This window comes from Rhizobium azibense, assembly GCF_004342325.1.
Lineage (GTDB): Bacteria > Pseudomonadota > Alphaproteobacteria > Rhizobiales > Rhizobiaceae > Rhizobium > Rhizobium etli_B.
The window spans coordinates 74,630-85,860 of record NZ_SMBJ01000016.1; the positions used below are offsets into that span (position 1 = coordinate 74,630).

An 11,231-nucleotide genomic window follows, 5' to 3' on the forward strand; every position below is an offset into this window, starting at 1 on the left:
GAAAAATCTTAGCGTTTATAGGTCGGCGTGATGAAGGGCAGGGCGGCAACCGTGGCGGGGAGATACTTTCCGCGTACCTCAGCATAAACTTGGGTTCCAACGGAGGCATGCGAAACCGGCACATAGCCCATGGCAACCGGACCTTCGACACTCGGGCCGAAGCCGCCCGAGGTGACTTCGCCGAGCTCGGTCTTGCCTTCGGCATCCGCATAAAGCTTCGAATGGGCGCGCACTGGCGCCTTGCCTTCCGGCTTCAGGCCAACGCGGCGGCGTGCGGCACCATTGTCGAGTTCATTGAGAATGCGTGCTGCACCCGGAAAGTCCCCAGCGCGCGCTCCGCCCGTCCTGCGAGCCTTCTGTATGGCCCATTCGAGCGCTGCCTCGATCGGCGTCGTGGTAGTGTCGATGTCGTTGCCGTAGAGGCAGAGCCCGGCCTCAAGACGCAGCGAATCGCGGGCACCGAGCCCGATCGGCTGTGCATCGGGATGTTCGAGCAACCGCCCGGCGACATCCTCGGCCTTGTCAGCGGGTACGGAGATCTCGAAGCCGTCCTCGCCGCTGTAGCCGGAGCGGGAGACGAGACAGGATATGTCGTGCAGGCGGCAGTGGCGCACGTCCATGAATCTCATCGCCGCCACATCCGCCCACAGTTCAGCCAGCACGTCGACGGCGCGCGGACCTTGCAGCGCGACCAAAGCGCGGTCGAGAAGGGTTATGTCGCAGCGGTCGCCGATGTGCTTCTGCATGTGCGCGACATCGGCCTCCTTGCAGGCGGCGTTGACGACGACGAAGAGATGGTCGTCCAGATGGGTGATCATCAAGTCGTCGAGAATGCCGCCGTTTTCGTCGGTGAAGAAGCCGTAGCGCTGGCGGCCTTCGGCGAGGCCGAGAATGTCGACCGGCACCAGGCTTTCGAGTGCGAGAGCGGCATCTTCATATCTGCCGGATTTCGCTCTTACGACGACCTGGCCCATGTGGGAGACGTCGAAGAGACCGGCGCCGGCGCGTGTCTGCAGGTGTTCCTTCAGCACGCCGGCCGGATACTGCACCGGCATTTCGTAGCCTGCGAAGGGCACCATGCGGGCACCGAGCGAAAGATGCAGCGCGTGCAGCGGAGTTTTCTTGAGGGCAGCAGTATCGTCCAACGACGCCTCCGGGGTTAGCGCGTGGAATTTGACGCGCGGGCTCTATCTGAAGGCGCGGCTCCGCCTTGCTTTCGAGCCCCCTCTGTCCCTGTGCCTGAGATTGTTATCCCTTCGGCGAGCGCTTCGACAACGCTTCTCTCCAGAGTTCCGTCTGCCCCTTGCTGGTCCTTTGGCCTGAGAGTTTCCGGGGCGGTTGCTCCTTCGGCACCGGCCGCCTTCAGACCGGATTCTCCCAACAGGGTGCCGCAATTATCCGGCGGAGAAGGCTCTTGGCAAGGGGGAATGTCGCCGCCGAACAAATTTTTGTCGCGCCGCCATTCGGCAAAGTGTGATCTGCGTCAAATGGGCTTTTGCTTTTTTCGGATAAAGTGCTTAATCGCGAAATCCGCTAGAGAGGATCAGATGGAAAAGACGGGCCAAAACCTTAGCATGCTGACGCGCGTTGTCTGCGCGCTGAGCTTGCTTATGCTTGGCCTTGCGCACCAGGCGCCGCAGGCGGCTGCGGCGGACGCTGACTATAACAGCGCCGCCTACGTGCTGCCGGACGGCACTTACGCCTCGCTTTGCGTGACCGTTAACGACGGCAGCGACAAGACAGTGCCGCTGAAGCCGAGTTGCGAAGTCTGCCGGCTTTGGGCTTTCGTCATCCTGCCGGTGCCGGACTACGGCTCCTGGCTGCATCTCGAATTCGCAACACTCCATAACTCTCCGGCTGTCGCGGACACCCCCATCGGAGGCCACGCCGTCGAACGGCCGAAGTCCAGGGCACCGCCGGTTCAGGCCTGATCTCCAGCCACCACCGATAATGACAGGACAATGCCGGCGCGCTAGCCATTGCGAGCAGCAGCCGGCGAGGAGATACCCGATGAAGACAATCAAGACACTCAGCGCTGCGGCTCTGATTTCCGCAGCCGTATTCACTGCAGCGCAGGCGCATGTCACCTTTCTTGATCCCGAAGCCCCACAGGAAAAGACATTCCTCGCAACTCTGCAGGTGCCGCATGGCTGTGAGGGCAAGCCCACCAACGAAGTGCAGGTGAAGCTGCCGGAAGGCTTCGTATTCGCCAAGCCGCAGCCAAAGGCCGGCTGGGAACTTGAAGTGATCAAGGGCGACTATCAGAAGAACTACGACAATCACGGCACCAAAGTGAAATCCGGCGTCGTCGAAATCCGCTGGAAGGGAGGCAACCTCTCGGACGATTTTTACGATACATTCGTGATCCAGGGAAAGGTTTCGGGGGTGGATGCCGGAACCTCGCTGGCCTTTCCGGTAAAGCAGCTTTGCGGCGATGCGACCGAGGCATGGGACCAGGTCGCAACCGATGGCGGCGATCCCCATAAGCTCAAGGACCCGGCGCCCTTGCTGAAGGTCGTTGCCGGCGGCGGCAATGGCCATGACCATGGCGACATGGCCGGGATGGACGTGAATGCTGCAGCAGGCGGCATTGCAACAGTCGGCGACCTTGAAGTGTCCGACGCCTTTGCAAAGGCAATGCTGGTAGGCCAGCCGGTCGGCGGCGGCTTCTTTACCGTCAAGAACAACGGCAAGACCGACGACAGGCTCGTCGAAGTTTCCTCGCCGACTGCTGGCGAAGTACAGATGCACGAAATGGGCATGCAGAACAACGTCATGAAGATGCGTGAACTGAAGGATGGGATTGCCATTCCGGCGGGCGGGACGGTGAAGCTAGCGCCCGGCGGCCTGCATCTGATGTTCCAGAAGGTGAAGGCGCCTTTCAAGCAGGGCGAGAGCGTGCCGGTGACGCTCATATTTGAGAAGGCGGGCAAGATGGACGTGACGTTTAAGGTGCTTTCGGCCCAGGGCAAATAACCAGAAACAGGCCTGCGGCAGTGCTGCGGGCCGCTTTTCCAAGGTAATGAATTCAAAAATCCTCGTAGGATTTCAATGCCTGCGGCAATCCTGCCTGCGGCTGCTTGTTGCCTTTGGCCATCAAGTCGAGCGCCACTTCGGTGGATTGAATGATGCTGGCCGTTTCGTTCAACTCCTGGTCATGTCGGTCCTTGAGCTGACGCTCTGCGATCCGGCGCGCTTCCTTTGCCGCCATGCTGGTCGGCACGCGAGGAGCAATCCTCAGCGTTTCGAAAGCGGCAGCGGCGGTGCTCGCGGATATGGTGACGACCTGTGTCATGGCACGCTTAATACACATCGCCGGTTGGTGTGCGGCTAAGGAAATCATTCGCATTTGATTGAACGGCAGGATTTCTTGTCATCCGATTGGAATCGATCAATTCGTCAGGTAAACCAGAGTGATGATCCAGGCTCTTCTTGTCGGCGCCGGCGGCGCTATCGGCTCCCTTTTGAGATATTATGTCGGCCAGTGGTCGCTGCGGCTGCTGGGGCCGGGCTTTCCCTGGGGTACGCTGATTGTCAATGTCGTTGGCTGTTTCGCCATTGGCGTCTTTGCCGAAATGATTGCGCGCCGGTTCAACGCCTCCGTCGAGATGCGCCTGCTTCTCATCACCGGCTTCCTGGGCGGCTTTACGACCTTTTCCGCCTTTTCTCTGGATGCGATCTCGCTTTTCGAACGGGGCGAGGCAGTTGCCGGCGGGCTTTATGTCGCCGCAAGCGTCGGGCTTTCGATGGCCTCCGTCATGGCGGGTCTTGCTCTCGTGCGTGCTTTGATCTGAAAGGCAGTTTCCCCGCGGAGAAAAATGCTCTAAAGCCACCGGCAACTGCGCCCGTGGCGCGACCAAGATTTTTCCGAAAGAACAAGAATGGCCGGAATCGAACATATCAAAGTGGATGCCGACGAGGCGGGCATGCGGCTCGACCGGTGGTTCAAGATCCATTTCCCGGGCCTCGGCTTCGGCCAGCTTCAGAAGCTCCTGCGTTCAGGCCAGGTCCGCGTTGACGGTGGACGGGTAAAAACCGATGCGCGCGTGCAGCCCGGCCAGACGGTTCGCGTGCCGCCGCTCGATGTCGATGCGAAGGTCAAGAACGGCCCGATAGCCGGGAAGGATCTGAAGCATTCCAGCGATTACGAACTTCTGCAGCGCATGGTGTTGCACGAGGACGACAAGGTGATCGTCCTCAACAAGCCCGCCGGACTTGCCGTGCAGGGTGGATCCGGTCTGACCCGGCATATCGACCAGATGCTGGAGGCGTGGACGAGTCCGAAGGGCGAGAAGCCGCGGCTCGTGCACCGCCTTGACCGTGACACATCGGGCGTGCTCGTCATTGCCCGCACGCGCGGTGCCGCTCAGAAGCTGACGGCTGCCTTTCGCGAACGTGACACCAAGAAGACCTATTGGTCGCTGGTGAAGGGCGTACCACGCAAGCATGAGGACAAGATCTCCACGTGGCTCGTCAAAGAAGCGACTGCCGATGGCGATCGCATGCGCGTTGCCAAGCACGGCGAGGAGGGCGCCGATCATGCCGTATCCTATTATCGCGTGATCGAGACGGCGGCGCAAAACCTGGCCTGGCTCGAGATGGAGCCATACACCGGCCGTACGCACCAGCTTCGCGTTCATGCGCTGCATATCGGCCATCCGATCATCGGCGACCCGAAATACTTCATCGACGATCCGAACTGGGACTTTCCCGGCGGCATCCAGAAGCGGCTGCACCTGCATGCCCGTCATATCGATATCCCGCATCCTGCAGGCGGACGCCTGCGCATCACGGCGCCGCTGCCACCGCATATGGTGCAGACATGGAACCTTCTCGGCCTTGATCTTGCCGGTGCGGAGAGGATTGACGAATGAGGCTTGTTCTCTTCGATTGCGACGGCACCTTGGTCGACAGTGCCGCGCTGATCCATGAGGTGATGGCCAGAACCTTCGTTCAATTCGGTCATCCACGGCCGGATGTTTCCAAAACAAAATCGATCATCGGTCTGACCCTCGACATCGCGATTGCCCGCATGCAGGGCAAGCTGCATGTCGATGACGAGGCGATTGCAATGACGGCGCACTACAGGTCGATCTACATGGACGTAAGGCACGAGCCCGGCATGGATGTGCCGCTTTTCGCCGGGATTAAGCCGATGATAGACAGGCTCGCAGCAAGGGAGGACATTCTGATCGGCGCCGTTACCGGAAAGTCGCGCCGCGGGCTTGTCAATGTCCTGGAAACACATGGCTTCACGCCGCATTTCATCGTCTCTCGGACGGCCGACGATTGTCCGTCGAAGCCGCATCCGGCCATGGTAACCGAATGCTGCGACGAGGCCGGCATGAAGGCCGCTGATGCCATCGTCATTGGCGACGCTATCTACGATATGCAGATGGCAAAGGCTGCGGGCGCAAGGGCAATTGGTGTATCCTGGGGCTATGCTAGCATTGACGAACTGATTGGCGCTGGAGCCGATATTATCGCTTACCATCCGAATGACGTGCTTGACCATTTTTGAGGTGACGCCATGCGCGACCTGCTGAACGATCTTTCCGAAGGACTGAGCCACCCCGATCCGATCCGCCGCGCGCAGATCCAGATGAAAAGACCGCTGCCGAAACGCTTCTACAAGGATGTTGCGGTTGCCGAGCGGGACGATGGCTTCGCAATCGAGCTTGACGGCAAGGTCGTGCGCACGCCGGCCAAACAGGTTCTGGCAGTGCCGGTAAAGGCGCTGGCCGACCTCATTGCCTCAGAGTGGGATGCACAGGCGGAAAAAATCGATCCGGCGACCATGCCCGTCACGCGCCTCGTCAATACCGCGCTCGACGGCGTCGCGATGGATACGCAAGCCGTCTTCGAAGACATCTTGCGGTTTTCCTCGACTGATCTTCTCTGCTATCGCGCCGAAGGACCGGAACTTCTGGTGCAGCGCCAGACAGAGCAGTGGGACCCGGTTCTCGATTGGGCGGCGAATGATCTCGGTGCGCGCTTCATCCTCATCGAAGGCGTGATGCATCACGAGCAGCCGCGCGAAGCGGTCGCAGCCTTCGACGTCTCGTTGCGCAGACACGACAGTGCGCTGGCACTTGCCTCTCTTCACACTATGACGACACTAACCGGGTCGGCCCTTCTGGCGCTGGCGTTCGCCGAGCGCCGTCTGACCATGGACGAGGTCTGGTCGCTTGCCCATCTCGACGAGGACTGGACAATCGAGCATTGGGGCCGCGACGAGGAGGGCGAACTGCGCCGTGCCAAGCGCTTTGAGGAATTCAAGGCAGCGGCGCAGGTTTTTTTGGCGCTAAAAGCCTGAAACATATTGCTTTGACAGCCATTATGTCGAAGTCTGCGACTCCGAGCGGGAGAGGTGCGGAATTCAGCATGAATTGGTTCAGGTCGCTTTTTTGTCAGCTGGCCCTGGTCTGTACCGTGCTGACGTCCTGCATGGGCCTGACCTCCGATGAGCCCGCCGCTCCTATCTACGATGTCCGCAGTGCCGTGGTTCTCGGCGGTCCCAATACGCCGCCCGAACTTCTTTCAGGCGTCGGCGACCGCATCAATGCCGCCATCAATGCGACGGTTCGAACCGAGGTCTATCCGCGAGTCGTGCTGACGGTTCGCATCGTTTCCCTCCAGAAAGTCACAGGCTTCGACAAGAACAGAAATATCGCCAAGATCAGTATCGATGCGGCGTCCGTCGACGAGGGCTCGGTCGTCGCCGTCAGCTCGTTCGAGGTGACCAGCACTGCCAACGATCGGACTATGGCGGATCAGATTCTGGCGGAGGATATCGCCGCGCGAGTCCGCTCGGCCTTCAAGCTCAATACCGGCCGAGGCTGAAGATCAAGCCGCAATCGAGCGGCGAGGGGAGATTTCATGAAGGAAGTTCTCGACGAGCTGGAGCGGCGCCGGGGGATTGCCCGGCAGGGCGGCGGAAAGGCGCGCATCGAAGCGCAACACAAGCGCGGCAAGCTGACGGCACGCGAACGGATCGACATCTTCCTCGATGAAAACACTTTCGAGGAGTTTGACATGTTCGTGGAGCATCGCTCGACGGACTTCGGCATGGACAAGAGCCGGATTGCCGGCGACGGCGTCGTCACGGGCTGGGGAACTGTCAACGGTCGGCCCGTCTTCGTCTTCGCCAAGGATTTTACCGTGTTTGGCGGCTCGCTTTCCGAGGCGCATGCCGAGAAGATCATGAAGGTGCAGGACATGGCGCTGAAGAATCGCGCTCCCATCGTCGGCATCTATGATGCGGGCGGCGCGCGCATTCAGGAGGGGGTTGCTGCGCTCGGCGGCTATGCCGAAGTCTTCCAGCGCAATGTGCTGGCTTCCGGCGTCATTCCGCAGATTTCCGTGATCATGGGCCCATGTGCCGGCGGCGACGTCTATTCGCCTGCGATGACCGATTTCATCTTCATGGTGCGCGACACCTCCTACATGTTCGTGACCGGTCCGGATGTCGTCAAGACCGTCACCAACGAGGCAGTGACCTCCGAGGAACTCGGCGGCGCCTTTATTCATACGACCCGTTCGTCAATCGCTGACGGCGCTTACGACAACGATGTCGATACATTGCTGCAGGTCCGCCGCCTCGTCGATTTCCTGCCGCTTTCCAATACGTCACCGGTGCCGGAGATCGAATGTTACCAGTCGGTGACGGATGGGGATCAATCGCTGGACACTCTCATCCCGGCCAATGCCAACAAGCCGTATGACATCAAGGAGCTGATCCACAAGGTTGCTGACGACAGCGATTTTTTTGAGATCCAGGCAAGCTTCGCCAAGAACATCGTCTGCGGTTTTGGGCGCGTCGAGGGCTCGACTGTCGGCTTTGTGGCAAACCAGCCGATGGTGCTTGCTGGCGTGCTCGATAGCGATGCATCACGCAAGGCCGCGCGTTTTGTGCGCTTTTGCGATTGCTTCGGTATTCCGATCGTTACCTTCGTCGATGTTCCGGGCTTTCTACCAGGCACGGCGCAGGAATATGGCGGTCTCATCAAGCATGGGGCAAAGCTGCTTTTTGCCTATGCGGAGGCGACCGTGCCGAAGCTGACTGTCATCACCCGCAAGGCGTTCGGCGGGGCTTACGACGTCATGGCCTCCAAGCATTTGCGCGGCGATCTGAACTATGCGTGGCCGACGGCGCAGATCGCAGTGATGGGTGCGAAGGGCGCAGTCGAGATCATCTTCCGCAAGGATATTACCGATCCGGAAAAGATAGCGGCACACACAAAGATGTACGAGGACCGCTTCCTGTCGCCGTTTGTCGCGGCCGAGCGTGGCTATATCGACGAGGTGATCATGCCGCATTCGACGCGCCGCCGCCTGGCGCGCGGTCTGAAGATGCTGCGCAACAAGGATCTCTCGAACCCCTGGAAGAAGCACGACAATATTCCGCTCTAAGACGTGAGCATCGTGAAAATCATGCGAAATCAACAGGAAGTGAATACATGTCAACGATCCGTGTGTTCATTCCTCTCGTTTAGGGACTAACGCTCGACCGTCTTATCTCAAGGGAGAGTCTGAATGTCCGTTTTCGAACGTTTGAGCGTCTATCAACCCTACGCGCTGGCCGCTCTTCGGATCGCCACTGCGCTTCTGTTCATCGAGCACGGCACGATGAAGTTGTTCGCATTCCCGATTCCGCAGGGAGAGGGCGGCCCGCTTCCGCCGCTCATGCTCGTCGCGGCGCTTCTTGAATTCGTCGGCGGCCTGGCCATTCTCGTCGGATTCCTGACACGTCCGGTCGCTTTCATCCTGAGCGGAGAGATGGCTGTTGCCTATTTCATGGCGCATATGCCCCTGGGTTTTTATCCGTCAGTCAATCAGGGAGAATCGGCAATCCTCTACTGCTTCGTCTTCCTGTTCCTGGTTTTTTCCGGTGCAGGCGCCTTTTCGCTCGACAATCGCAACGCCTGAGAAGACTGCCGCGGGTTCTTCCGCGGCAGTCTTGGTCATGCAGCCAGTTTAAGTCCGACAATCCCGGCGATGATCAGTGCGATGCAGCCGAGGCGGGCCGCTGTGACGGGATCGCCGAGCAGCCATATGCCGAGCAGCACGGTTCCGACGGTGCCTATACCCGTCCAGACCGCATAGGCCGTGCCGATCGGCAGCGTCTTGACCGCCAGACCGAGCAGGACAATGCTGATCACCATGGAAATGACGGTCAGGACCGTCGGCATTGGCCGCGTGAAGCCATCGGTGTATTTCAAGCCGATTGCCCAGCCGCATTCAAAAAGACCTGCAAGAATCAGCAGAAACCAGGCCATCTTACTCTCCTTTTTAAAGAGCGAGGCCGTCCCCGCGACGTTTGCGCCCACAGTAGAACGGGCGCCGCAGTCGACTGCGTTGTTGCTCATAGGCTCGGTTTGAGTGCCGTTGCAAGGTTGGAACCGGGATAGCTGCCATGCCACCCGTCCTTGTGTTCCTTATGCGAGCCGCTCGGCGTGCCACGTCAGGTGATCATCCATGAAGGTGGAGATAAAATAGTAGGAGTGGTCGTAGCGCTCATGCATCCGCAGCGTGAGCTTGATGTCCGTGCCCTTGATCGACTCTTCGAAGAGCCACGGCCTCAGGCCATTTTCCAGGAAGCCGTCAGCCTTCCCCTGGTCGATCAGAAATTCCGGGAAGCGTGCGCCGTCGCTTACCAAGGCGCATGCGTCGTAGTTGCGCCAGGCCGCGCGATCGGAACCAAGATACTTTTCGAATGCCGGCGCCGACCAATCGGCAGTCGATGGCTCGACGATCGGCGCAAACGCCGAGCAGCTCCTGAAGCGGTCCGGATTCCTCAGCGCCATCGTCAGCGCTCCATGACCGCCCATCGAATGACCAAAGATTCCCTGGCGGCTCATGTCTACGCGAAATTGCTTGGCGAGGAGGGTCGGCAGCTCCTCGGTGATGTAGGTGTACATCCGATAGTTTTCTGCCCAGGGCTCTTCTGTGGCATCAAGATAGAAGCCCGCGCCTTTGCCCATCTGCCAGTTGGTGAGCTCGTCGGGAATATCGTTGCCGCGCGGGCTCGTGTCCGGGCAGACGATGATCAGGCCGAACTCGGCCGCCATGCGCCGGTACTCGCCTTTTTCCATGACGTTGGCATGCGTGCAGGTGAGACCGGAAAGATACCATAGAACCGGGCAGGGCTCCTTGATGGCCTTCGGCGGCGCAAAGACTGCGAAAGTCATCTCGCATTTGCAGGATTCCGATTCGTGCGAATACACGCCCTGCATGCCTCCGAAGGCGGTCGCTTGGGAAATGATGTTCACTTTTGATCTCCCGTTCCTGTGGCTGCCGCCTTGGAGCGACGGCAAAGCCGATCAAAGGTTTCTAGGAACCGCGAGCGGTCCCTCGGGCTGAAGGCGGCATTATAACCCTTGCTTTCGCCGGTTTCCCGCAGGTGTGCGCCGAGATCGCGCATGGCGCTCGCCATTCCGATATTTGTGTCGTCGAAAACGCGGCCGGTGGGGCCGCAGACCAGCGAACCGCCCGCAACGCACCGCACGGCGAGCGGCACGTCCGCGGTCACCACAACGTCGCTGTTGGTCGCGTGCTCCGCAATCCAGTTGTCGGCAGCATCGAAGGCATTGGAGACGATGACGTTTCGGACCATAGGATCACGTGATGGCCGCAGGCCGGAATTGGCGACGAAGGTTACTTCGATGCCGTGACGTTCGGCAACCTTCAGGATTTCCGGTTTCACGGGGCAGGCGTCTGCATCAACATATATTTGCGGCATGTGTCGTTCGTTTCTAGTCGTCGAAAGAGCGATGGTGGTCTCGTGGCGCACCGCGCTGCAAAAGAGTTCCACGCCAGCGCCATCCGGCAAGCGATCGTAGATGATGACGTAGTTCCGAAACATCCTGGTACTTGGATTTTTCGGCACGCGCGGTACGCCCGGAAGCGGGTTTCAGTGCTGATTGCAGCCGTATCTATCGATCGGCGGGCTGCAATGCCAGATCGATTTGCAATAAGACTCGAGATCAATAGATCACCACGCCGCGGATGCTTTGACCGGAATGCATGAGTTCGAAGCCCTTGTTGATGTCCTCGAGCGGCATCGTATGGGTGATCATCGGATCGATCTCGATCTTGCCTTCCATGTACCAGTCGACGATCTTCGGCACGTCGGTGCGCCCGCGCGCGCCGCCGAAGGCCGTGCCCATCCAGCTGCGGCCGGTCACCAGCTGGAACGGACGCGTCGAGATCTCCTGGCCAGCACCGGCCAC

General features: G+C 59.7%; 14 protein-coding genes, 1 pseudogene and 1 riboswitch. Of the genes and pseudogenes, 9 read left to right on the forward strand and 6 right to left on the reverse strand.

The features are described 5' to 3' along the window. Window positions 1-8: 8 nt before the first annotated feature. Complete coding sequence (gene gcvT / locus EV130_RS29530; RefSeq protein ID WP_132554132.1) at window positions 9-1,145, reverse strand: glycine cleavage system aminomethyltransferase GcvT; 1,137 nt, start codon at window positions 1,143-1,145, stop codon at window positions 9-11. A 152-nt stretch (window positions 1,146-1,297) separates the two neighbouring features. Next, window positions 1,298-1,390: riboswitch (glycine riboswitch) on the reverse strand. Between the two features lie 157 nt (window positions 1,391-1,547). Here gcvT and EV130_RS29535 point away from each other — a divergent pair. Beyond that, a complete protein-coding gene (locus EV130_RS29535; RefSeq protein WP_074063170.1) occupies window positions 1,548-1,931 on the forward strand; it encodes a hypothetical protein in 384 nt (127 codons plus the stop codon). A 79-nt stretch (window positions 1,932-2,010) separates the two neighbouring features. Beyond that, window positions 2,011-2,976, forward strand: a complete 966-nt coding sequence (locus EV130_RS29540) for a DUF1775 domain-containing protein (protein ID WP_132662478.1) — start codon at window positions 2,011-2,013, stop codon at window positions 2,974-2,976. Between the two features lie 52 nt (window positions 2,977-3,028). Here EV130_RS29540 and EV130_RS29545 read toward each other — a convergent pair whose 3' ends face one another. After that, on the reverse strand, window positions 3,029-3,295 hold the full coding sequence (locus tag EV130_RS29545; protein WP_074061357.1) for a hypothetical protein: 267 nt from the start codon (window positions 3,293-3,295) through the stop codon (window positions 3,029-3,031). Between the two features lie 121 nt (window positions 3,296-3,416). Between EV130_RS29545 and crcB the strand changes: the two genes are divergently transcribed. The 7 genes from crcB to EV130_RS29580 all read left to right on the forward strand — a co-directional run bounded on the left by crcB (window position 3,417) and on the right by EV130_RS29580 (window position 8,928). Then, window positions 3,417-3,794 carry a fluoride efflux transporter CrcB gene (gene crcB / locus EV130_RS29550; protein ID WP_074061356.1) on the forward strand — a complete coding sequence of 126 codons (378 nt, stop codon included), beginning with the start codon at window positions 3,417-3,419 and terminating at the stop codon, window positions 3,792-3,794. An 87-nt stretch (window positions 3,795-3,881) separates the two neighbouring features. Next, window positions 3,882-4,874: an RluA family pseudouridine synthase gene (locus EV130_RS29555; protein WP_074061355.1), complete on the forward strand. Its 993-nt coding sequence runs from the start codon at window positions 3,882-3,884 to the stop codon at window positions 4,872-4,874. Then, entirely contained in the window at window positions 4,871-5,521 is a 651-nt protein-coding gene (locus EV130_RS29560) for an HAD-IA family hydrolase (protein ID WP_132554134.1), read from the forward strand. The genes EV130_RS29555 and EV130_RS29560 overlap by 4 nt, the downstream gene beginning before the upstream one ends. 9 nt (window positions 5,522-5,530) lie before the next feature. Further along, window positions 5,531-6,316, forward strand: a complete 786-nt coding sequence (locus EV130_RS29565) for an ATP12 family chaperone protein (protein WP_074061353.1) — start codon at window positions 5,531-5,533, stop codon at window positions 6,314-6,316. A gap of 68 nt (window positions 6,317-6,384) precedes the next feature. Next, a complete protein-coding gene (locus EV130_RS29570; protein ID WP_074061352.1) occupies window positions 6,385-6,843 on the forward strand; it encodes a hypothetical protein in 459 nt (152 codons plus the stop codon). Between the two features lie 36 nt (window positions 6,844-6,879). Beyond that, window positions 6,880-8,412 (forward strand): acyl-CoA carboxylase subunit beta, encoded by a 1,533-nt coding sequence (locus tag EV130_RS29575; RefSeq protein ID WP_074061351.1) that lies wholly within the window; start codon window positions 6,880-6,882, stop codon window positions 8,410-8,412. 123 nt (window positions 8,413-8,535) lie between these two features. Continuing rightward, complete coding sequence (locus tag EV130_RS29580; RefSeq protein ID WP_074061350.1) at window positions 8,536-8,928, forward strand: DoxX family protein; 393 nt, start codon at window positions 8,536-8,538, stop codon at window positions 8,926-8,928. 35 nt (window positions 8,929-8,963) lie between these two features. On the opposite strand, the gene sugE is transcribed toward EV130_RS29580, so the two are convergent. The 4 genes and pseudogenes from sugE to EV130_RS29600 all read right to left on the reverse strand — a co-directional run. Then, window positions 8,964-9,278, reverse strand: coding sequence for a quaternary ammonium compound efflux SMR transporter SugE (sugE, locus tag EV130_RS29585; protein ID WP_074061349.1), 315 nt, complete (start codon window positions 9,276-9,278; stop codon window positions 8,964-8,966). A gap of 159 nt (window positions 9,279-9,437) precedes the next feature. Next, window positions 9,438-10,271, reverse strand: a complete 834-nt coding sequence (gene fghA / locus EV130_RS29590; RefSeq protein ID WP_074061348.1) for an S-formylglutathione hydrolase — start codon at window positions 10,269-10,271, stop codon at window positions 9,438-9,440. Next, window positions 10,268-10,741: a YaiI/YqxD family protein gene (locus tag EV130_RS29595; RefSeq protein WP_074063169.1), complete on the reverse strand. Its 474-nt coding sequence runs from the start codon at window positions 10,739-10,741 to the stop codon at window positions 10,268-10,270. Before EV130_RS29595 ends, fghA begins: the two co-directional genes overlap by 4 nt. A 244-nt stretch (window positions 10,742-10,985) precedes the next feature. Further along, window positions 10,986-11,231 (reverse strand): annotated as a pseudogene (locus EV130_RS29600) (S-(hydroxymethyl)glutathione dehydrogenase); the annotation flags it as partial.

What these genes read in the sequence shown, in the direction of transcription:
- EV130_RS29580 (WP_074061350.1), top strand. Translation starts at nt 8,536, where the DNA reads ATGTCCGTTTTCGAACGTTTGAGCGTCTATCAACCCTACGCGCTGGCC.
- EV130_RS29570 (WP_074061352.1), top strand. Translation starts at nt 6,385, where the DNA reads ATGAATTGGTTCAGGTCGCTTTTTTGTCAGCTGGCCCTGGTCTGTACC.
- EV130_RS29555 (WP_074061355.1), top strand. Translation starts at nt 3,882, where the DNA reads ATGGCCGGAATCGAACATATCAAAGTGGATGCCGACGAGGCGGGCATG.
- EV130_RS29535 (WP_074063170.1), top strand. Translation starts at nt 1,548, where the DNA reads ATGGAAAAGACGGGCCAAAACCTTAGCATGCTGACGCGCGTTGTCTGC.
- crcB (WP_074061356.1), top strand. Translation starts at nt 3,417, where the DNA reads ATGATCCAGGCTCTTCTTGTCGGCGCCGGCGGCGCTATCGGCTCCCTT.
- EV130_RS29595 (WP_074063169.1), bottom strand. Translation starts at nt 10,741, where the DNA reads ATGCCGCAAATATATGTTGATGCAGACGCCTGCCCCGTGAAACCGGAA.
- EV130_RS29540 (WP_132662478.1), top strand. Translation starts at nt 2,011, where the DNA reads ATGAAGACAATCAAGACACTCAGCGCTGCGGCTCTGATTTCCGCAGCC.
- sugE (WP_074061349.1), bottom strand. Translation starts at nt 9,278, where the DNA reads ATGGCCTGGTTTCTGCTGATTCTTGCAGGTCTTTTTGAATGCGGCTGG.
- EV130_RS29565 (WP_074061353.1), top strand. Translation starts at nt 5,531, where the DNA reads ATGCGCGACCTGCTGAACGATCTTTCCGAAGGACTGAGCCACCCCGAT.
- EV130_RS29545 (WP_074061357.1), bottom strand. Translation starts at nt 3,295, where the DNA reads ATGACACAGGTCGTCACCATATCCGCGAGCACCGCCGCTGCCGCTTTC.
- EV130_RS29560 (WP_132554134.1), top strand. Translation starts at nt 4,871, where the DNA reads ATGAGGCTTGTTCTCTTCGATTGCGACGGCACCTTGGTCGACAGTGCC.
- EV130_RS29575 (WP_074061351.1), top strand. Translation starts at nt 6,880, where the DNA reads ATGAAGGAAGTTCTCGACGAGCTGGAGCGGCGCCGGGGGATTGCCCGG.